Below are 19,280 nucleotides of genomic sequence, written 5' to 3' on the forward strand. Positions count from 1 at the left end.
TTGGTTCAACCACCACCGACTGCTCAGCTCGATTGGGTATATTCCACCGGCTGAAGCTGAGGCGAACTACTACCGGCAGCTAGCCGGGAAGAACGAGACCGAGGTCTCAACTTAAGCCAACTGGCCTCCACGAAACCCGGGGCGATTCACAGCAGCTAAAAAATCCATTGGCAACAACCCTCAAGTGCATCGCCGTATAAAACTGGCACGCAAGTTGTGGGAGCAGATTCAACTGGCCAAATCACAGGTCGAGGGAACCAACTTCACCATGACCCGTTTTCGCTCTGTCACTGATCCTGATGGTGGCCGCCGCAGTGTTGAAGTCCCACGCCGTGTTCGCGCGTGGTGGTGGACCACAGACACCAACAAGCTGGCCTTGAACATCAGATACGGTGCACGCAAGCTGGAGATCAGCAAGGGCAAAAGTGCAGTGGAAATTGCCACTGCAGCTGACTTGGTGCCCACTCTGGAACTGATCAAGCAGGCCGTGGAAGCAGGGGAGCTGGATGTACAGATTGAAGCTGCCGCACTCAAACTGCGAGAAGGCTTTGTGAAATAAATTGGTCGTGGGGGTGTGACGATAAATATGGGTATGAACAAATATCTCGTTACCCTCCGCATCCGAGGCCACCTGGTTAAGACTGCTGTGCATGCCAACTCTGCCACTCACGCAAGGTTGCTTTGCCAATATCAATTTGGCATGGACTGCGTGCAGGTGGCCCCTACCCAGATTTACAGCGAAGGGCAGGGCTACCCATTGCTGGATGACCTCATTGCTGAGTCACCCACCAGCATCAAGCCTCAGGCTCCCAGGCTTCCCAAACCCAAGACCGTTAAACCCATCAAGCCACCCACACCAGAGCAGATGCGGATCACGCAATTGAAGGCCAACGTGGACCGTCAAAAAGATGCGCTGCAAAGGGAGCGCGAAAATCAGAAACGCCAACGAGAAGCCGAGCAGGCGCGCAGGGGGCAGGGTGGCTATTGAACAAGATCACTTTGCTGGCCTCAAAACACTTGCCGAAATGCGTGAAAACCGCCTGAAATCAGGGTGTTTGCCCCGAAATATTGGCCGTTTTAGAAACCACGGCCACATGCCTGACAGGCTATGCAGAAATACTTTTCTGGTTCAAACCCAACCCTGCTGCCAAACGCTGTCGTCTTGCAAGTCACGCCAAGCAATCACCTGAACAGCTTTAGAAAACACCGCTTCGATTTCCACCCGCTCAATGGGATCGGTTGGCAACTCAGGCTGGATCACCCGGCAGCCAACGTAATTAAAGTAATTAAATCCAGTAACTCAAATTAATTCGAATTCGCTTTGATCCAGCTTGCAATTTGAGATGTTACGGCTTCTTCTATACCGATGAATCCGTGCCAATGCTGATTTTGACAAGGATCTCCTGACACGGGCCCACCACCTTTGACCATGTAAAACTCTTTTCTTGGCGCATTGGTAAATTTATCAAAAAGTCTCATTGCTTCCATGGGGACGCAAGCAAAACAAGCATCTGATTCGTGATGAATCATCAAAACTGGAAGTTTGATCCCATCAAGGGCTTGATCTGCCAAATTTCCTGGGGCCTTGTTGGTGACTGATGCTGTCAGGACAATGCCTTTAATTTGTGGATTGGAGATTTTGAGGGCAGCGGTAGTTGTTGAAATTGTGCCCATTGATGTTCCAATGATCCATATTGGATTTTTATTTAAAGTTCCTATGTGATTAATGAGTGATTTTAATTCGTTTGCGTGTTCGTCAGTATTTCGATAAGTGGTTGCCATGACATTCGCATCTGTAGATTTTGATCTGAAAATCACAAAAGTATTGAAGCCTTGCGAAGTGAAATCATTTCGAGATCGAACTAAAAAATTTCGTGAACTGGGGACTCCATTAGAAACTGCACCAGTACCAGCGTTTCCGCCAGGAATCAGTATCAGATTGACTGCTCCATTTGAGTGAGCATTTTGGAGGATGGGAGCATAATTATCGGCTCGACCTTCAATGGGTAAGTTAAATAATTTTTCATTGGCAAATACATTTAAGTTGCAGAAAAGCATAAAGGCCAAAATTAAATATTTCATTTTTCTTCCAGAAAATTTAGTGGATTCAAGGTGACCAAATTTATAAGTACTTGAAGTCAGCTGTGTGAATGGTGTCTACACGGAATTTGCCACATGTGGTTTTTATCACCTTTTAAGCTCAACCTGGCATCAAACCCAACCCCGCCGCCAAACACTGTCGTTTTGCAGCTCACGCCAAGCGATGACCTGCACCGCCTTGGAGAACACGGCTTCTATTTCCACATCTTGAATCGGATCGGTCGGCTGTTCAGGTTGAATTACCCGACTCACCAAAAAGTGCTTTTGTTTGGCAATTGGTTTAACGGCAGTCCACTTGGTCAGCAGCAGTTTTTTGGGGTTGAGGGGGTTCATGAGTGAGCGACCTCAGCGCTTGATTTGCATTTCACGCGTCACCGCCTCGGCCAGCTCAATCACTGCCATGGCGTAGTAGCTGCTCCAGTTGTAGCGGGTGATGGCGTAGAAGTTTTCTGTGCCGGCCACGTAGCTTGGGGCATCGGGTCCGTTGAGCAGTTCGATCAAGGCCAGTGGGCCGGTGTGCTGCAGCGCGGCACCTGCCAGGGCGGCGCCTTGGCTGACAAAGTTGGCCACGCTGAAGGTGGGCAAGATGTCGGGGGCCAGCAGGCTGTCCATGCGGGTTTGGCCCGGTGTCAGGCTGACCGGGTAGTGCGTGGGCATGCCGGGCCGCCAATCAAAGGCTTTGAAGTAGTTGGCCACCGAGCCAATGGCGTCGGTCGGGCTGTCAAACAGGTCGATGCGCCCGTCGCCATCAAAGTCCACGGCAAATTTGGCCCAACTCGACGGCATGAATTGCGGCAGGCCCATGGCCCCGGCATAGCTGCCCCGGATGGTCAAAGGGTCTGCACCGCTGCGCGAGGTGAGCAGCAAAAATTGCTCCAGCTCGCCTTGAAAAAAAGCTTGGCGTGAGACCGACCGTGGGTGGGCGCTGGGGAAATGGAAGGTCAGCGTGGCCAGCGCGTCGAGGATGCGAAAGTTGCCGGTGTTTTGCCCGTAGAGGGTTTCCACGCCGATGATGCCGACGATCAGCGAGGCGGGGACGCCGTATTCACGCTCGGCACGCTCCAAAGCGCTGCGGTGGGTTTGCCAAAAGCGTGCGCCCGCCTGGATGCGGATGGGCTCGATGAAGCGGGCGCGGTAGGCGGCCCAGTTCTTGGCAGTGGGGCTGCTGAGGGGCAAGATGAAACGTTCGACCGAAGGCAGGCGTTTGGCTTGGCTCAGGGTGTTTTGCAGCCAGATGGGGTCCAACTGCAGGCGCTGGGCTACATCCTGGGCCCATGCCCGGGTTTGGGCGGAGCTTTCGAGGGGCGCGCCCGTGACGGCGGTTTTTTTGGCAGAAGGTGCGGCTTTGGCTTTAGACGGCTTGTTTTGATGGCGCTGCTGCGGCTTGACTTTGGCGGGCTGGGGGCTGCTGGCTGCTTGCCGTTTGGGGCTGTCTTGGGCGGGCAGTGCGGTGATGGGTGCGAAGGCCGTCAATGCGCCCACCAGCAGGGCCAGGCCTATGGGCATCCCTCTCGGCCCAAGCTTGTGCAGGATCGATTGGGGACTGGTTTTGAACGCTTTCATTGCCATGAGTTTAAACGCCACCTGCGCGCGCCCGTGCTAAGCTGGAACCCGTAAAAACAGATCAATTTTTCAATAACAGCAGCCTTGTTGGCTGTGATGATTCGGGAAGACACATTCATGGGCGCGACAGGTTATTTCACCCATCCAGCCTGTTGGCAGCATGAGATGGGCGCGGGTCACCCTGAGTGCCCGGAGCGCTTGGGGGCCATCGAAGACCGCTTGTTGATCAGTGGCGTGGACATGGCGCTGCAAAGGCGCGAGGCGACGCCAGCCTCTTTGGCCGACATCGAGCTGGCCCACGGCCGCATGCATGTGGCGGCTTTGCGCGGTTTGGGCGATGCCCTGCGCGAAGACATGGCGGCCGGTGGCCCCACCCACACCAGCCTGGACCCGGACACGATGATCAATGCGCACACTTGGGATGCGGCTTTGGTGGCGGCGGGTGCCGCCCTGGATGCCACCGATGCCGTGCTGGCGGGCGAGCTGGAAAACGCTTTTTGCGCCGTGCGCCCACCGGGCCACCACGCTTGCCGCGACAAGGCCATGGGTTTTTGCTTCTTCAACAACGTGGCCATCGCGGCCAAGTACGCTCTCGAGCGCCATGGCCTCAAGCGCGTGGCCATTGTCGACTTTGACGTGCACCACGGCAATGGCACAGAGGACATCGTGGCGGGCGACGAGCGCATCTTGATGGTGAGTTTTTTTCAGCACCCTTTTTACCCGGAAGGTGGCTCGACATCTCAAGCCGCCAATCTGGTCAATCTGCCGGTGCCCGCCTACACCCGGGGCATGGAGATTCGGGAGTTGGTGGACATGCTGTGGATGCCGCGCCTAGAGGCACACCGGCCCGAGCTGATTTTCATCAGCGCAGGTTTTGACGCGCACCGCGAAGACGACTTGGGCCAGATGGGGCTGGTGGAGCAGGATTACGCCTGGCTCACCCAGCGCATCAAGGACGTGGCGCTGCGCCATGCCCAAGGCCGCATCGTCAGTTGCCTGGAAGGCGGCTACAACCTGAGTGCGCTGGGGCGCAGCGTGGAAGCCCATTTGCGCGTGCTGGCCGACGTTTGAGCCCAGGCTTTGTGCACAATCGGGGCATGACCGATACCACTGCCCCCCAAACGACCGAACTGCTGCTGCACGAGCGCGATGCGCGTGGTGTGCACCGGCTGACCCTCAACAGCCCTGCCAGCTTCAACACTTTGAGTGAGGCCATGCTGGGTGCCCTGCAGCAAGCCCTGAATGCAATCGCGCAAGACGAGCAGGCCCGGGTGGTGGTGGTGGGAGCGGCAGGCAAGGCTTTTTGCGCTGGCCACAATCTGAAAGAAATGCGGGCGCAGCCCGAGCTGGCTTATTACCAAAAACTCTTCGCCCAATGCAGTCGCATGATGCTGGCGATACAAAAGTTGCCTGTGCCCGTGATCGCCCGCGTGCAAGGCTTGGCCACAGCGGCGGGTTGCCAGCTGGTGGCGCAATGCGATTTGGCGGTGTCGTCAGACAGCGCCACGTTTGGGGTGAACGGCATCGATGTGGGTCTGTTTTGCGCCACGCCCAGCGTGCCGCTGGTGCGCAACATGCACGCCAAACAAGCGATGGAAATGCTGCTCACGGGCGGCTTCATTTCGGCCGCTGAGGCCCAAAGCCGGGGGCTGGTGAACCGTGTGTGTGCGGTCGCCGACCTTGATGCGCAGGTCGATGATTTGGTCAGCGCCATTTTGACCAAACCGCGCGAAGCGGTGCGGGTCGGCAAGGCCTTGTTTTACCAACAACGCGAGATGGGCATCGAGGCGGCTTACCAGTTGGCGGGCCAGACCATGGCCTGCAACATGGTGCACGAGGTGGCGCAAGAGGGCGTGCAGGCCTTCATCAAGAAAAGGGCACCCTCATGGCGGGCATGAAATCGGTGAACATTGCCGATCCCTTGGCTTGGCTGGGTGCCTTGGCCCGTGCCGAGTCGCTTCAAGTGCTGATGGCGTTTGCGGTTTGCGTGCTGTGTTCTTGGGTCATTGTTTGGGGCATTCGCAAATTATTTGCAGAACAGGACTTGTCGGTTTTGCTGGGCAAGCGCTTGATTGACGGGGTGTTGTTTCCAACGTTCCTACTGGGCTTGACCTTTGTGGCGCGAACGTTGATGACCGACGCCCAGCCGGCCCCGATGTTCGGCATTGTGTTGCCGGTGTGCATCTCGCTTGCGTTGATCCGCTTGGGGGTCAAAGTTTTGCAGGTGGCATTTGACGAAGCGCCATTTGTGCGGGTGTTGGAACGCACGATCTCCTGGATCGCTTGGTTGGCTGTGGTGTTGTGGGTCACGGGCGTGTTGCCTTTGATCCTGGATGAGTTGGATCAGATCCGCTGGAAGGTGGGCGGCTCCATGTTGTCTGTGCGCACTTTGCTGGAAGGGGCATTGACCGCAGGCTTGGTCTTGATCGTGACCCTGTGGATTTCTGCGGCCTTGGAGGCCCGGTTGCTCAAATCGGCCACGGGCAGCGATTTGTCTTTGCGCAAAGTGATCAGCAACACGGTGCGGGCCTTGCTCATGTTTGTGGGCCTGCTGCTGGCGCTGTCGTCGGTGGGCATTGACCTGACGGCTTTGTCGGTGCTGGGCGGTGCGGTGGGCGTGGGCATTGGCTTTGGCTTGCAAAAGCTGGCCTCCAACTACGTCAGTGGTTTTGTCATCCTGGCCGAGCGCAGCATGCGCATTGGGGACAATGTCAAAGTCGACCAGTTTGAGGGGCGCATCACGGACATCAAGGCGCGATACACCGTTATCCGTTCTCCGAACGGACGCGAGTCGATCGTGCCCAACGAAATGCTGATCACCCAGCGGGTAGAAAATCTGTCTTTGACCGATTCCAAGATCACACAGTCGACCACCGTGACAGTGGCTTACTCCGCCCCCGTGGACGATGTCATGGCTTGGCTGCTGCAAGCCTGTCAGGCGCACCCCAAAGTGTTGGCCGAACCTGCACCTTCGGTGGCTTTGTCGGCATTTGGCGTCCATGGGCTGGAATTCACCGTGAACTATTGGTTTGATGACTCGGACACCGGGCCTGGGAACCTCAAGTCAGACCTGCATCTGGCGATTCTCAAAACGCTGCAGGCGCATGGCATCGAAATCCCGTATCCGCAGCGGGTGGTGCACATGGTGGGGGCCGCCAAGCCGGGCGAGGCTTGACAAGGCGCACGCGGGTCAGAACGCCGAGCGTTGTTCTGGCCAGACCAGACAGATCAAGGCCGACAGTTCTGCTTCGCCCAAGCCGGCAGCCTGGGCTGCGCGCAGTTGCTGCTGCACGGTGGCCATGACCGGCATGGGGGCGCCGCTGCTTTGCGCCACCTGCATCACGCTGTCCACATCTTTGAGCATGGTCGATAAAGCCCCAATCGATGCTTGGCTTGGCGAGACCATGCGGGGCACAAAAACTTGCAAGGGCTTGGAGTCGGCCCAGCCGCCTTGCAGCGCTTTGGCCAGTTGATTCAAGTCGATGCCATTGCGGTGCGCCAGACCCACAGCTTCTGCAATGGCGGCCACCGTGCTCGCCACAATGGTCTGGTTGCAAAGCTTGGTGGCTTGGCCCGCACCGCTGTCGCCCATGTGGGTGATGTTGCTGGCATAAGCGCGCATGGCTTGGCTGGCGCTGCCCAAGGGGCTGGCAGGGCCGCCCACCATCACGGCCAGTGTGCCTGTTTGCACACCCACCACGCCGCCGGAGACGGGCGCATCGAGCCAGTCGGCTTGGCAAGCCAGGCGCAGGCGTTGGCTCCAGGCGCGGGTCTGCTCAGGGGGAACGCTGGAGTGGTCCACCAGCCACCGCAAATGCCGGGCATGGACGATGCCTTCGGGCCCGAACACCACTTGTTCGACGGCGGCGGTGTTCAACAGGCACATGAAAACGCCATCCACATCGCTGGCCGCTTGGGATGGGGTGTCGCACCACTGCGCGCCTGACGCGATCAAGGCGTGGGCTTTGGCAGGGGTGCGGTTCCAGACATTGACCGTGTGCCCAGACGCCAAGAGGCGCAGGGCCATGGGCTCGCCCATCAAGCCCAGTCCGCAAAAAGCCAATTTCATGGAAGAGCTTTCGTGGCAGCAGCCTGGGCGTCAGAGTTTGAGCGCTTGCGGCAGGAACAGGGCAATTTGCGGGAAAGCCACCAACAGGGCGAGCACCACGACCAAGGTGCAGACAAAGGGCATGACGCCTTTGAAGATGGTGGCTGTGCTCAACTCGGGCAGCATGTTTCGCACCACGAACATGTTCATGCCCACGGGTGGGCTGATCAGGCCAATCATCACCACCAAAACGATGACGATGCCAAACCAGACAGGGTCAAAACCCAGGCTGACCACCAAGGGGAAAAACACCGGCAGCGTCAGCAGCACCATGGACAACTCTTCCATGGCGGCCCCTAAAATGATGTAGATCGCACAAATGGCGATCATCACGGCGATGGGGCTGATGTTGTGTGTGGAGACTAAGCTCTTCAGATCGGAAGGCAAGGTGGTGAAGTTCACGAAATTGGCAAACACCAGTGCGCCCACCAGGATCATGAACAGCATGCCCGTTGTGCGTGCACTTTCGACCAAGATGTCCAGGGTGACGGAGAAGTTCAGCGATCTGCGCAACAGGGCAATGATGAAGGCCCCGAAAGCACCGATGCCCGCGCCTTCTGTGGTGGTGAAGACGCCGCCGTAAATGCCGCCCATCACGATCACAAACAAAACAGCCACAGCCCACACATCTTTCATGGCATCGAAGCGTTCGGCCCAGCTCGAGCGTTCGGCTGCAGGGCCTGAGGCGGGGTCACGCCAAGTGATGAAGGCGATCGTCATGCACATCATGAAGACCGCCAACAAGCCGGGGACCATACCCGCCGCAAACAGTTTGCCAATGCTGGTTTCTGTGACCAGGCCATAGATGACCAAGATGGTGGAAGGGGGAATCAAAATACCCAAGGTGCCCCCGGCCGCAATGGCGCCAGCCGCCAGCTGACCCGAATAGCCATGGTCTTTCATGGACGGGTAGGCCACCTTGGTCATGGTGGCGGCTGTCGCAATGGATGAACCACAAACGCTGCCAAACCCAGCGCAGGCCATCACCGTGGCCATGCCAAGGCCTCCCCGAAAATGTCCGACAAGTGTGTAGGCAGCCCGGTAAAGCTCACGGGACATGCCTGCGCGTGTCACGAAGTTGCCCATCAAGATGAACAAGGGAACGACCGAAAGCGTGTACTCAAAACCTGCTTCATAGACCGTGGAGGTGACGGAAGCCAAGGCGGGGTTGAGCCCCCTCATCCACCACAGGCCCGCAAAGCCGACCAGGCCCATGGCAATCGCCAATGGAACCCGGGCAAAGGCCAGGATCAACATGGCCAACAGGCCAATACTTGCTTCTGTCATGGTGTTATTTCTTCGGAGTCGAAGGCGGTCTGTTCGGCGTGCGGTATGAAAATCAGCACCAGGTGCATCAGGCCAGCCACCACGATCATGCCGCTCATGGTGTAAACCACGGGGGCCAGTGGCAGCAGGAGAACGTTGGTCGTGTCGCCGTATTCTGCAACGCGCACAGCCCGCCTGAAGAGAATGTAGCCCACACCCGATAAGGCGACAAAACAGACGACGTCGGACAGTCGATTGAGAAAGGTTTTGACCCCTGGGCTCATGAAGACATCAAAGGTGTCGATGACGATGTGCTCGCGCCGGGCACTGACCAAGGGCAAAGCGCAGTAAATGAGCAAAGCCAGTCCTATTTCGGTTATTTCAAACCCGCCTGCTAGGGGCTTGTTGAAGAAATATCGACCGACCACGTCGACCGCTGTGACGATCATCATCAAAAAAAGCACGGCTGCGGCCAAGTAACCCAAGGTCCTCTGTAAAAGTTGAGCGAATCTCATCCCTTGTGTCCTCGTCTCAGGCGGTTGGCGCGACGTGTCCAGGCGTCGAACGTGATGTTCATGATGCGGTCGGTGCGCAAGAAATCTCTGGCACGACGGGCTTCTTTTGGATCGATGGGACGAACACCCCCGAGCGTGGACGCATTGATTTGCAGCTGTGCCATGCGCTCCATGAAGACGGCCAGAAAAGCGGCTTCTTGCACGCTGCGCCCGGCCGTCAGCAGGCCATGGTGGGCCAGCAGCATCGCATGGTGCGGGCCCAGTGCGGTGGCGATGATCTCGCCCTCTTTGTCGGCCGTAGGCAAGCCAGGCCACTCGGGCAAGTAGACCATGTCCTCAAACAAAGGAGTAGCGTCCATGTGGGCCACAACCAGGGGGCATTCGGCCGCAGCCAGTGCCGAGGCCGCGGGGGGATGGGTGTGAACAATCGCGTTCACGTCTGGGCGGCTTTTGTAGACCCACAAATGAAAGCGCATGGCCGGGTTGGGCTCGCGGATGCCGTGCGCACCTTCCCCCTCGATCAAGCGCATTTGATCGTCAATCAAAAGCCACGATGCCGGGGTGGCTTCGTCAAAAGACACACCCAGAGGCAGCGTCCAATAGGTGTTGGGGATGGGCCCCCGGGCGGTGATTTGCCCGGCCAACCCTGATTCATGCTTTTCGTCCGCAAGAATCAGGGCGCATTGGGTCAGAACTTGGCAGGGGTCAGTCATCCGATGCCGAAATTATTTGCCGTCGGCCACGCGCTTGAGCTCTTCACGGAACTCGGCCAAGACCTTGGCACCTTCCAGCCCTTTGGCATTGGCAGCCTGGATCCAGGTGTTGGCCAGGGGCTCTGTGCGGGTGCGCACTTCGGCAATGAAGGCCGGGCTGGCTTGCTGGATGTTCACACCCGCAGCGCGCAAGGCTTCCATGCCGCCTTTGTCCGCAGCATCCCAGGCTTGACCTGCCAGACGGGCCAGGGCTTCACCCGATACGGAATTGATGGCGTCCTGGTCTTGCTTGGACAGCTTGTTCCACTTCTCTTCGTTCATGAAGAAGCCAAAGGCCGAAGAGTAAAAACCGCCAGGGAAAATGGTGGCGTGTTTGACCACTTTGTCCAGATTGAAGGAGCGGATGGATTCGGCCGGGAAAAACGTGCCGTCGGCCACGCCCGAGGCCAAAATTTCATAGGATTCAGGGGCGGGTTTGACCAGCGGGGAGGCGCCCAGGGCTTTGGCGGAAGCTTCCGAGATGCCGCCACCGCTGCGGATTTTCATGCCCGCGATGTCAGCGACCGAGTTGACTGGCTTTTTGACCAAAAACATTTGGCCAGGACCGTGGGTGAACACGCCCAGCAATTTGACGCCTTTGTATTCACCTGCTTTGTGCAGGTGTTTCCAATGGATGCGGCTGAAGGCCACCGAGTTGATTTCAGCGGTGCCACCCGAGCCAGGCAGCTCGGCCAGCAGGGGCAGGGGGTGGCGAGCGGGTGTGTAGCTGGCGGTCACATAGGACACGTCCATCACGCCATCGCGCACGCCATCAAAAGTGCCTTGAGGTGCCACGGGGTGCTTGGCCAACATTTGCATTTTGACGCGGCCATTGGTGGCTTTTTCCACGGCTGCGGCCCAACCACCCAACACATCACGCGTCAGGGGGTGGGTGGGGCCCACCCAACTGGACATGGTCAGCACGGTTTGGGCACTGGCCGTGTTGAAACCCATGGCCAGGGCCATGGCGCCTGTCAAGGCAAGGTGTTTGAAAACTTTTCTCATGGGGTGTCTCCGTCAAAATGGTCAGGACCTGAAATCAGGCGGTTGAAAAAAGCAAAGTATATTGATTGAATGTTGTCAAAGCTGCCAAATCAGTCATGGTTTACCCGGGTCTGGCCATGAACAGTGACCTCAATACCCTTGAAAGCATGAGCCATCCATTCGATCTGCCGTCAAACGCCCGTGTTTTGGTCACGGGCGCTGCCGGTTATGTGGGTCAAGCCTTGGTCAAGGCCTTGGCATTGAGCGCCCCAAGGTCTTGGCAGTGGGTGTTGACCGATACCCAAGCTGCTGAGGGCGTGCGACCCGAAGCCAACACGCGCTGGGTCGTCGGTGATTTGTCAGATCCTCGGGTGTGTGATGCCCTGCTTGAGCAACCGGTCCATGCGGTGGTGCATTTGGCCGGTTGGATGAGTGGCCGCACAGAGCAAGACGTGGCGCTGGGGGAGCGCATCAACTTGCATGCTTGCCTCGATTTGCTGGCGCGCTGCCGTGCCCAGTACAGGCAAGGTGGCCCATGGGTGCGCTGGCTCATGACCAGCTCGATTGCGGTCTACGGCACGCCCCTGCCGCCTCGGATCGACGACCACACCCTCCAGCGGCCCAGCCTCAGTTATGGCACCCACAAGCGCATGCTGGAGTTGATGCTGGACGACATGAACCGCCGTGGCGACCTGGACGGCCGCGCCGTGCGCTTGTCCGGCGTGGTGCTGCGCCCCGTCTTGCCCAATGGGGCCTTGTCGGGTTTCAACAGCGACCTGATTCGCGAGCCCTTGTCGGGGCGAGACTATGTCTGCCCTGTGTCACCCGACGCCCGACTTTGGCTTTTGAGTTTGCCTGCTGCGCTGGCGCACCTCATGCGCTTGCTGGGCTTGGACCATGCCCGTTGGTCCCGGGTCATGGGCCCAGCCGGAACCTGCGCCCTGAATGCGCCGGCCTGGCCTGTGACCGTGCACGAGGTGTTCCAGGCGATGGCCCAAATTGATCCGCAAGCACCGCAACGTGTTCAGTTTTCCCCCCAGCCCGACCTGCAGGCCCAGTTTGGCGCATGGCCGCTGGACGTGTCTTTTGCGCTGGCCCAACAGCTGGAGCTGACGGACGAACGCCAGACTTTCAAGCACGATTTGACTGCATTTGTGCGCCAGTTGGCGCAGCCCATCTTGAGCCCTTGAGCACCCACAACCCTCACCGAAACAACAGCCATGACCACACCCACACCCACACCCAAACGCGCTTTCACCCCCCCTGAAAAACTCACCTCCGCGCGCATCGTTGAGGGCATGGACCGCACGCCCCATCGGGCCTTTTTGCGCGCTGTAGGCATGTCGGATGAAGACTTTGGCAAGCCCATGGTGGGCATTGTCAGCCAGCATGGCGAGAACACACCCTGCTCGATGTCCTTGGGGCCGCAGGCCGATGCGGCACGCCTGGGCGTGGCGGCAGGGCAGGGTATTTCAGTGCCGTTCACCACTATTTCCGTTTCGGACGGTGTGTCCATGAACCACGCAGGCATGCGCATGAGCCTGGTGTCGCGGGAGATCATTGCTGACTCCATCGAAGCGGTGATCACGGCCCATGCTTACGACGGCTTGCTGGGTTTTACCGGTTGTGACAAAACCCTGCCTGGCGTGATGATGGCCATGGCCAGGCTCAATTGCCCCAGTGTGTTTGTGTATGGCGGGGCCATGTTGCCTGGGCAATGGCGCGGTAAAGACGTGACCATCCTCACCGCCTATGAAGGGGTGGGCTCGGTGCTGGCGGGTCAGATGAGCGAGCAAGACCTGCACGAACTCGAGCGGGCTTGCTCGCCCACGGTGGGTTCATGCCCTGGCCAGTTCACGGCCAACACCATGGCCATGGTGGCCGAAACCCTGGGACTGGCGTTGCCGGGTTCGGCCATGATGCCCGCGGTGTACAGCGAGCGACTGGCGTTGGCGCGTGCTGCGGGGCGGCGCATCACCGAGATCATTCGGGCAGGCGGCCCCTTGCCGCGCGACCTGATCACCCGCCAATCCCTTGAGAACGCTTGCGCGGCGGTGGCCGCCACGGGGGGGTCTACCAATGCGGGCCTTCATTTGCCGGCCATCGCACACGAAGTCGGCATCTCTTTCACTTTGGACGATGTGGCGGCCGTGTTTGCCCGAACCCCCTTGATTGCCGATCTGCAACCCGGGGGGCGGTTTTTGGCGGTGGATTTGCATCGGGTTGGCGGAGTCCGCTCGGTATTGAAATCGTTGCTTGAAGGCGGACACTTGCATGGCGATGCCCTGACCTTGTCAGGACGCACATTGACCGAGGATTTGGCCGATGTCCCTCTGCCGGACGGGCAAGTGGTTCGGCAGGTGGCGCAGGCCATCAGCCCCACGGGGGGTGTGGTGGTGCTCAAAGGCAATCTGGCACCCGAAGGCGCGTTGATCAAAGTGGCGGGCTTGAAGTCTTTGGTGTTTGAAGGCCCGGCGCGCGTCTTTGAGAACGAAGAGGCGTGCTTCGAGGCGGTCACGCAACAAGCTTATGCGGCCGGGGATGTGCTGGTGATTCGCAACGAAGGCCCCAAAGGGGGCCCGGGCATGCGGGAGATGTTGGGCGTGACGGCGCTGGTCTACGGGCAGGGCATGGGCGAAAAAGTGGCCCTGTTGACCGATGGCCGTTTTTCCGGCGCGACCCGAGGCATGATGGTGGGCTACATCGGGCCAGAAGCGGCGGACAACGGTCCTATTGCCTGGCTTGCAGACGGGGATCGCATCCGACTCGATGCCCAAGCGGGCACGCTCGATGTGCTGTTGAGTCCGGAGGTTTTGGCTGTGCGTGCACAGGCTGCTGCGGTCCGGCCAAGACCACGGCTGTCGGGTGTTCTTGAAAAATATGCCAAGCTGGTCTCTGCAGCCCGTCTGGGGGCGGTGACCCACAGCGGTCCGGACCCGGTGAATTGATTTTTCAATGGTGATTTAAGATTTGCAATTTCGCTCTAAAATGCGAACGGTCGTGCTTTTTTCTGCAATATGAGGTGCCTCTTTGGCGCTTTTGATGCACAATTGACGTTGACGTAACGTCAACGACATCACGGCATTTCAAGGTACTTGGGTTTTGATATCAATGGAGAAGCTTTCATGAAAATTCTGGTTCCCGTCAAGCGGGTGGTGGACTACAACGTCAAGGTCCGCGTCAAGTCCGATGGTTCGGGTGTGGACATTGCCAACGTCAAGATGAGCATGAACCCCTTTGACGAAATCGCCGTCGAAGAAGCTGTGCGCCTGAAAGAAAAAGGGTTCGCGACCGAAGTCATCGCTGTGTCTTGCGGTGTGGCCCAGTGCCAAGAAACCCTGCGCACCGCGATGGCCATCGGCGCCGATCGCGGCATTCTGGTGGAGACCCCTGCTGACATGGACCTGCAGCCACTGGCCGTGGCCAAGCTGCTCAAGGCCTTGGTCGACAAAGAGCAACCCGGCCTGATCATCTTGGGCAAGCAAGCCATTGACGACGACTGCAACCAGACCGGCCAGATGCTTGCCGCGTTGGCCGATTTGCCCCAAGCCACATTCGCTTCCAAAGTGGAAATCGTCGATGGCCAAGCCCAAGTCACGCGTGAGATCGACGGAGGCCTGGAAGTGCTGAGCATCAGCCTGCCCGCCGTGATCACCACCGACCTGCGCCTGAACGAGCCGCGGTATGTGACGCTGCCCAACATCATGAAGGCTAAGAAAAAACAACTCGACCACTTCAAGCCGGAAGATCTGGGCGTCGATGTGGCCCCCCGCATCAAGACCCTGAAAGTGACCGAGCCCGCCAAGCGCAGCGCTGGCATCAAGGTGCCCGATGTGGCGACCCTGGTGGACAAGCTCAAAAACGTGGCCAAAGTCATCTGAAGTTCAGCCTGGAGTGTGGGGTGTTCAGAGTGAACAGCACCCACCAACGCCCAACCTTCACCCTTTGCGCTCAACCCTCAACCATTCACGCTCAACCATCATGACTTCTCTCGTTATTGCCGAACACGACAACGCCTCGATCAAGGGCGCAACGCTCAACACCGTCACGGCCGCTGCCGCGTGCGGTGGTGACGTGCATGTGCTGGTGGCTGGCCACAACGCCGCTGCCGCTGCCGCCGCCGCGGCCCAAATCGCGGGTGTTGCCAAAGTCATTCACGCGGACAGCGAGGCCCTGGCCCACAGCTTGGCCGAAAACGTCGCAGCCCAGGTGCTGGCCATTGCGGGGAACTACAGCCACATCTTGTTCCCTGCCACAGCCGCGGGTAAAAACGTGGCCCCCCGCGTGGCCGCCAAGCTCGATGTCGCGCAGATCAGCGATGTGACGCAAGTCATCTCGGCCGACACCTTTGAGCGCCCGATCTACGCTGGCAACGCCATCGCCACCGTGCAAAGCACCGATGGCACCAAAGTCATCACCGTGCGCACCACCGGCTTTGATGCTGCTGCCGCCTCGGGTGGCAGCGCCGCGGTGGAAAGCGCAGCAGCCCAAGCCGACAGCGGCAAGAGCAGCTTCACGCGCAGCGAGATCGCCAAGAACGACCGCCCCGAACTGACCGCCGCCAAGATCATTGTCTCCGGTGGCCGCGCATTGGGCAGCGCCGAGAAGTTCAACGAAGTGATGACGCCCCTGGCCGACAAACTGGGCGCCGCCATTGGTGCCAGCCGCGCCGCGGTGGACGCAGGGTACGCCGCCAACGACCTGCAAGTGGGCCAGACCGGCAAGATCGTGGCGCCCCAGTTGTATGTCGCTTGCGGCATCTCGGGCGCGATCCAGCACCTGGCCGGCATGAAGGATTCCAAGGTGATCGTGGCGATCAACAAGGACCCCGAAGCGCCGATCTTCAGCGTGGCCGACTTTGGCCTGGAAGCCGATTTGTTTGCGGCTGTGCCTGAGTTGACACAGGCCCTTTGATTCATCCGCACCTCTCAAAAGGCATCGCTCGCGGTGCCTTTTTTGTACCCCTTCACAGACATTCCGGAGACTTCCATGAGCTACATCGCCCCCTTGAAGGACATGCTTTTCAACATCGAGCATCTGGCCTGCATCGACCAGATCGCACAGATTCCCGGCTTTGAAGACGCGGGTTTGGAAACCGCGCAAGCGGTGCTCGAGGAATGCGCCAAGCTCAACCAGGACGTGATCTCGCCCCTGAACTGGGAAGGCGACAAGAACCCGTCGTTCCACAACGGCAGCGGCGTGACCACCACGCCCGGCTTCAAAGAGGCTTACCAGCAGTACGCGGAAGGCGGTTGGCAAGGCCTGCAGCACCCGGCCGACTTTGGTGGCCAGGGCCTGCCCAAAACCATCGGCGCGGCCTGCGGTGAAATGCTCAACTCGGCCAACATGGCCTTTGCGCTGTGCCCCTTGCTCACCGACGGCGCGATCGAAGCTTTGCTGACCGCAGGTTCCGACGAGCTCAAAGCCACTTACCTGGAAAAGCTGGTCTCTGGCCAGTGGACCGGCACCATGAACCTGACCGAGCCTCAAGCCGGATCTGACCTGGCCGCCGTGCGCACCCGCGCCGAACCGCAGCCCGATGGCACGTTCAAAATTTTCGGCACCAAGATCTACATCACCTATGGTGAGCACGACATGGCCGAGAACATCGTGCACTTGGTGTTGGCCCGCGTGGTGGGCGCGCCCGAAGGCGTCAAAGGCATCAGCCTGTTTGTGGTGCCCAAGTTTCTTGTCAAGAGCGATGGCTCTTTGGGCGCGCGCAACGATGTGCATTGCGTGAGCATTGAGCACAAGTTGGGCATCAAGGCCAGCCCCACAGCGGTGCTGCAGTTTGGCGACGGAACGGCGGCGAGTATTGCAGACAGCACCGGACCCGGTGCTGTGGGCTTCCTGGTCGGCCAAGAAAACCGTGGCCTTGAATACATGTTCATCATGATGAATGCCGCCCGCTACGCCGTGGGTGTGCAGGGCATCGCGATTGCCGAGCGCTCATATCAGCGTGCCGTGCAGTACGCCCGCGACCGCGTGCAAAGCCGCCCGGTGGACGGTAGCTTGCCTGCGGCTGGCCCGATCATTCACCACCCCGATGTGCGCCGCATGCTCATGACCATGCGCGCCTACACCGAAGGCTGCCGCGCCATGGCATCCACCGCGGCCGCCGCTTACGATGCATCGCACCACCATCCCGATGCAGAAGTCAGAAAGCAAAATCTGGCGTTTTACGAATTCATGGTGCCGCTGGTCAAGGGCTACAGCACCGAGATGAGCCTGGAAGTCACCAGCTTGGGCGTGCAGGTGCACGGTGGCATGGGCTTCATTGAAGAAACGGGCGCTGCGCAGTACTACCGCGACGCCAAGATTTTGACGATTTACGAAGGCACGACCGCCATCCAGGCCAACGACCTGGTGGGTCGCAAGACCGCGCGTGACGGCGGCCAAACCGCCAAAGCATTGGCCGCGCAAGTGGCCCAGACCGAAAGCGAATTGGTCGCATCGGGCAACGCCGATGCACTGGCTGTGGCCCGTCGCCTCAAAGCCGCCCGCGAAGCCTTTGTGGACGTGGTCGAGTTTGTGGCGGGCAACACCAAGGCCCACCCCAACGACGTGTTTGCAGGCAGCGTGCCCTACCTCATGCTGGCGGGCAACCTGATGGCGGGCTGGCAAATGGGCCGCGCGCTGTTGGTGGCTTTGACGCCTCAAGCCCAGGCACAAGACGCCGCATTCATGGCCGCCAAAGTCACCACCGCGCGTTTTTACGCCGACCACATCCTGTCCAAAGCCCCCGGCATCCGCGACAGCATTGTGGAAGGCGCAGGCAGCGTGACGGCGATGGCGCTGGACGCGTTTTGATCAGCCGCTGCACAGGGGGCATGGGGCGTGTGCCACGCCCATCGCGGTCTGAGACCGCTCCTACAGGGTCATTTCACTTTTGTGGGAGCGGTCTCTGACCGCGAAAGCCCTATTCGGCGCTGACGCCGCATGACGCTCAGACATCTTGTCCCCGTGCCGACACCGTTGAATGCGTTTGTTCTTTCACAATAGACCGATATTTTTTCAGGAGACCTCATGTCCAAGCTGCCCCCCGTACTGGCCAACCTGCCGTTCCCCGCCATCGCATCGCCCTTGTTCATCATCAGCAACCCCAAGTTGGTGATCGAGCAGTGCAAGGCCGGCATCGTTGGCTCCATGCCCGCTTTGAATGCCCGTCCTGCCGCGCAGCTCGAAGAGTGGCTGATCGAGATCACCGAAACCTTGGCCGCCTACAACGCCGCCAACCCCGACAAGCCCGCTGCCCCATTCGCCATCAACCAGATCGTGCACAAGAGCAACGACCGTCTGGAGCACGACATGGCCATGTGCGTCAAATACAAGGTGCCGATCATCATCACCTCGCTCGGCGCGCGCGAAGAAATCAACGAGGCCGCCCACAGCTACGGCGGTGTGGTGCTGCACGACATCATCAACAACAAGCACGCGCACAAAGCGATTGAAAAGGGCGCTGACGGCCTGATCGCCGTGGCCGCCGGTGCAGGAGGCCATGCGGGTGTGAAAAGCCCGTTTGCCTTGATCCAGGAAATTCGCCAGTGGTTCGACGGTCCGGTGGCCTTGTCTGGATCTATTGCCACGGGCGACGCGATTTTGGCGGCGCAAGCCATGGGCGCGGATTTCGCCTACATCGGCTCGGCCTTCATCGCCACCACGGAAGCGCGTGCTACCGATGACTACAAACAAGCCATTGTGGACTGCAACTCGGATGACATCGTCTTGAGCAATTTGTTCACGGGCGTGCATGGCAACTACCTGGCGCCGTCGATCCGCGCAGCGGGCCTGGACCCCGAAAACCTGCCCGAGTCCGACCCCAGCAAGATGAACTTCGGTGGTGACGCCAAAAAAGCCTGGAAAGACATCTGGGGCTGCGGCCAAGGCATTGGTGCGATCCAGGCGGTGCAAAGCACAGCCGATTTGGTGGCCCAGCTCAAGGCGCAATACCAAGCGGCCCGCGACCGTTTGGCCCTGTGATGGCGTCGGCCT

General features: G+C 59.2%; 19 protein-coding genes and 1 pseudogene. 11 read left to right on the forward strand and 9 right to left on the reverse strand.

Going from position 1 to position 19,280, the window contains the following annotated elements:
• Window positions 1-184 precede the first annotated feature (184 nt).
• Both Q0O99_RS12760 and Q0O99_RS12765 read left to right on the forward strand, forming a co-directional pair.
• A complete protein-coding gene (locus Q0O99_RS12760; protein ID WP_367185248.1) occupies window positions 185-559 on the forward strand; it encodes a DUF6641 family protein in 375 nt (124 codons plus the stop codon).
• 33 nt (window positions 560-592) lie between these two features.
• The gene (locus tag Q0O99_RS12765) at window positions 593-988 is read left to right on the forward strand and encodes a hypothetical protein (RefSeq protein WP_293752110.1); all 396 of its coding nucleotides are present in this window, start codon (window positions 593-595) and stop codon (window positions 986-988) included.
• Window positions 989-1,129: 141 nt separating this feature from the next.
• Here Q0O99_RS12765 and Q0O99_RS12770 read toward each other — a convergent pair.
• The 4 genes and pseudogenes from Q0O99_RS12770 to mltB all read right to left on the reverse strand — a co-directional run.
• Window positions 1,130-1,270 (reverse strand): annotated as a pseudogene (locus Q0O99_RS12770) (TIGR02450 family Trp-rich protein); the annotation flags it as partial.
• Window positions 1,271-1,305: 35 nt separating this feature from the next.
• On the reverse strand, window positions 1,306-2,082 hold the full coding sequence (locus Q0O99_RS12775) for a hypothetical protein (protein ID WP_293752114.1): 777 nt from the start codon (window positions 2,080-2,082) through the stop codon (window positions 1,306-1,308).
• Between the two features lie 129 nt (window positions 2,083-2,211).
• Window positions 2,212-2,433: a TIGR02450 family Trp-rich protein gene (locus Q0O99_RS12780; protein WP_293752116.1), complete on the reverse strand. Its 222-nt coding sequence runs from the start codon at window positions 2,431-2,433 to the stop codon at window positions 2,212-2,214.
• A 12-nt stretch (window positions 2,434-2,445) separates the two neighbouring features.
• Window positions 2,446-3,606: a lytic murein transglycosylase B gene (gene mltB, locus Q0O99_RS12785; protein WP_293752118.1), complete on the reverse strand. Its 1,161-nt coding sequence runs from the start codon at window positions 3,604-3,606 to the stop codon at window positions 2,446-2,448.
• 174 nt (window positions 3,607-3,780) lie between these two features.
• Between mltB and Q0O99_RS12790 the strand changes: the two genes are divergently transcribed.
• The 3 genes from Q0O99_RS12790 to Q0O99_RS12800 are packed head-to-tail and all read left to right on the forward strand — an operon-like array spanning window position 3,781 to window position 6,838.
• Window positions 3,781-4,734: a histone deacetylase family protein gene (locus Q0O99_RS12790; protein WP_293752210.1), complete on the forward strand. Its 954-nt coding sequence runs from the start codon at window positions 3,781-3,783 to the stop codon at window positions 4,732-4,734.
• A 26-nt stretch (window positions 4,735-4,760) separates the two neighbouring features.
• The gene (locus Q0O99_RS12795) at window positions 4,761-5,561 is read left to right on the forward strand and encodes an enoyl-CoA hydratase (protein WP_293752120.1); all 801 of its coding nucleotides are present in this window, start codon (window positions 4,761-4,763) and stop codon (window positions 5,559-5,561) included.
• A complete protein-coding gene (locus Q0O99_RS12800; RefSeq protein WP_293752122.1) occupies window positions 5,549-6,838 on the forward strand; it encodes a mechanosensitive ion channel domain-containing protein in 1,290 nt (429 codons plus the stop codon). The genes Q0O99_RS12795 and Q0O99_RS12800 overlap by 13 nt, the downstream gene beginning before the upstream one ends.
• A 15-nt stretch (window positions 6,839-6,853) precedes the next feature.
• On the opposite strand, the gene Q0O99_RS12805 is transcribed toward Q0O99_RS12800, so the two are convergent.
• From Q0O99_RS12805 to Q0O99_RS12825, 5 genes are read right to left on the reverse strand one after another with little or no spacing between them, the layout of a single operon-like run.
• Complete coding sequence (locus Q0O99_RS12805) at window positions 6,854-7,732, reverse strand: NAD(P)-dependent oxidoreductase (RefSeq protein WP_293752124.1); 879 nt, start codon at window positions 7,730-7,732, stop codon at window positions 6,854-6,856.
• A 30-nt stretch (window positions 7,733-7,762) separates the two neighbouring features.
• Window positions 7,763-9,058, reverse strand: coding sequence for a TRAP transporter large permease (locus tag Q0O99_RS12810; RefSeq protein WP_293752126.1), 1,296 nt, complete (start codon window positions 9,056-9,058; stop codon window positions 7,763-7,765).
• Window positions 9,055-9,552, reverse strand: coding sequence for a TRAP transporter small permease (locus Q0O99_RS12815; RefSeq protein WP_293752128.1), 498 nt, complete (start codon window positions 9,550-9,552; stop codon window positions 9,055-9,057). Before Q0O99_RS12815 ends, Q0O99_RS12810 begins: the two co-directional genes overlap by 4 nt.
• Window positions 9,549-10,265 carry an aldolase gene (locus tag Q0O99_RS12820; protein ID WP_293752130.1) on the reverse strand — a complete coding sequence of 239 codons (717 nt, stop codon included), beginning with the start codon at window positions 10,263-10,265 and terminating at the stop codon, window positions 9,549-9,551. The genes Q0O99_RS12815 and Q0O99_RS12820 overlap by 4 nt, the downstream gene beginning before the upstream one ends.
• Before the next feature lie 12 nt (window positions 10,266-10,277).
• Window positions 10,278-11,309: a TRAP transporter substrate-binding protein gene (locus Q0O99_RS12825; RefSeq protein ID WP_293752132.1), complete on the reverse strand. Its 1,032-nt coding sequence runs from the start codon at window positions 11,307-11,309 to the stop codon at window positions 10,278-10,280.
• Between the two features lie 146 nt (window positions 11,310-11,455).
• On the opposite strand from Q0O99_RS12825, the gene Q0O99_RS12830 reads away from it, so the two are divergent.
• The 6 genes from Q0O99_RS12830 to Q0O99_RS12855 all read left to right on the forward strand — a co-directional run bounded on the left by Q0O99_RS12830 (window position 11,456) and on the right by Q0O99_RS12855 (window position 19,268).
• Complete coding sequence (locus Q0O99_RS12830; RefSeq protein ID WP_293752134.1) at window positions 11,456-12,478, forward strand: NAD-dependent epimerase/dehydratase family protein; 1,023 nt, start codon at window positions 11,456-11,458, stop codon at window positions 12,476-12,478.
• Window positions 12,479-12,508: 30 nt separating this feature from the next.
• Window positions 12,509-14,236: a dihydroxy-acid dehydratase gene (gene ilvD, locus Q0O99_RS12835; protein ID WP_293752136.1), complete on the forward strand. Its 1,728-nt coding sequence runs from the start codon at window positions 12,509-12,511 to the stop codon at window positions 14,234-14,236.
• Between the two features lie 177 nt (window positions 14,237-14,413).
• Entirely contained in the window at window positions 14,414-15,169 is a 756-nt protein-coding gene (locus Q0O99_RS12840) for an electron transfer flavoprotein subunit beta/FixA family protein (RefSeq protein ID WP_293752138.1), read from the forward strand.
• A 100-nt stretch (window positions 15,170-15,269) separates the two neighbouring features.
• On the forward strand, window positions 15,270-16,202 hold the full coding sequence (locus Q0O99_RS12845) for an FAD-binding protein (RefSeq protein ID WP_293752140.1): 933 nt from the start codon (window positions 15,270-15,272) through the stop codon (window positions 16,200-16,202).
• Window positions 16,203-16,277: 75 nt separating this feature from the next.
• Window positions 16,278-18,098: an acyl-CoA dehydrogenase gene (locus Q0O99_RS12850; protein WP_293752142.1), complete on the forward strand. Its 1,821-nt coding sequence runs from the start codon at window positions 16,278-16,280 to the stop codon at window positions 18,096-18,098.
• A gap of 216 nt (window positions 18,099-18,314) precedes the next feature.
• Window positions 18,315-19,268: a nitronate monooxygenase family protein gene (locus tag Q0O99_RS12855; RefSeq protein ID WP_293752144.1), complete on the forward strand. Its 954-nt coding sequence runs from the start codon at window positions 18,315-18,317 to the stop codon at window positions 19,266-19,268.
• The last annotated feature ends 12 nt before the right edge of the window (window positions 19,269-19,280 follow it).

The sequence above is a fragment of the Limnohabitans sp. Rim8 genome, from assembly GCF_945901735.1.
GTDB lineage: Bacteria > Pseudomonadota > Gammaproteobacteria > Burkholderiales > Burkholderiaceae_C > Limnohabitans_A.

Coding starts and splice junctions, on each gene's coding strand:
- Q0O99_RS12805 (WP_293752124.1), bottom strand. CDS start 7,732: ATGAAATTGGCTTTTTGCGGACTGGGCTTGATGGGCGAGCCCATGGCC.
- Q0O99_RS12815 (WP_293752128.1), bottom strand. CDS start 9,552: ATGAGATTCGCTCAACTTTTACAGAGGACCTTGGGTTACTTGGCCGCA.
- Q0O99_RS12840 (WP_293752138.1), top strand. CDS start 14,414: ATGAAAATTCTGGTTCCCGTCAAGCGGGTGGTGGACTACAACGTCAAG.
- Q0O99_RS12810 (WP_293752126.1), bottom strand. CDS start 9,058: ATGACAGAAGCAAGTATTGGCCTGTTGGCCATGTTGATCCTGGCCTTT.
- ilvD (WP_293752136.1), top strand. CDS start 12,509: ATGACCACACCCACACCCACACCCAAACGCGCTTTCACCCCCCCTGAA.
- Q0O99_RS12795 (WP_293752120.1), top strand. CDS start 4,761: ATGACCGATACCACTGCCCCCCAAACGACCGAACTGCTGCTGCACGAG.
- Q0O99_RS12775 (WP_293752114.1), bottom strand. CDS start 2,082: ATGAAATATTTAATTTTGGCCTTTATGCTTTTCTGCAACTTAAATGTA.
- Q0O99_RS12780 (WP_293752116.1), bottom strand. CDS start 2,433: ATGAACCCCCTCAACCCCAAAAAACTGCTGCTGACCAAGTGGACTGCC.
- Q0O99_RS12855 (WP_293752144.1), top strand. CDS start 18,315: ATGTCCAAGCTGCCCCCCGTACTGGCCAACCTGCCGTTCCCCGCCATC.
- Q0O99_RS12790 (WP_293752210.1), top strand. CDS start 3,781: ATGGGCGCGACAGGTTATTTCACCCATCCAGCCTGTTGGCAGCATGAG.
- Q0O99_RS12765 (WP_293752110.1), top strand. CDS start 593: ATGAACAAATATCTCGTTACCCTCCGCATCCGAGGCCACCTGGTTAAG.
- Q0O99_RS12820 (WP_293752130.1), bottom strand. CDS start 10,265: ATGACTGACCCCTGCCAAGTTCTGACCCAATGCGCCCTGATTCTTGCG.
- Q0O99_RS12800 (WP_293752122.1), top strand. CDS start 5,549: ATGGCGGGCATGAAATCGGTGAACATTGCCGATCCCTTGGCTTGGCTG.
- Q0O99_RS12825 (WP_293752132.1), bottom strand. CDS start 11,309: ATGAGAAAAGTTTTCAAACACCTTGCCTTGACAGGCGCCATGGCCCTG.
- mltB (WP_293752118.1), bottom strand. CDS start 3,606: ATGCCCATAGGCCTGGCCCTGCTGGTGGGCGCATTGACGGCCTTCGCA.
- Q0O99_RS12850 (WP_293752142.1), top strand. CDS start 16,278: ATGAGCTACATCGCCCCCTTGAAGGACATGCTTTTCAACATCGAGCAT.
- Q0O99_RS12830 (WP_293752134.1), top strand. CDS start 11,456: ATGAGCCATCCATTCGATCTGCCGTCAAACGCCCGTGTTTTGGTCACG.
- Q0O99_RS12845 (WP_293752140.1), top strand. CDS start 15,270: ATGACTTCTCTCGTTATTGCCGAACACGACAACGCCTCGATCAAGGGC.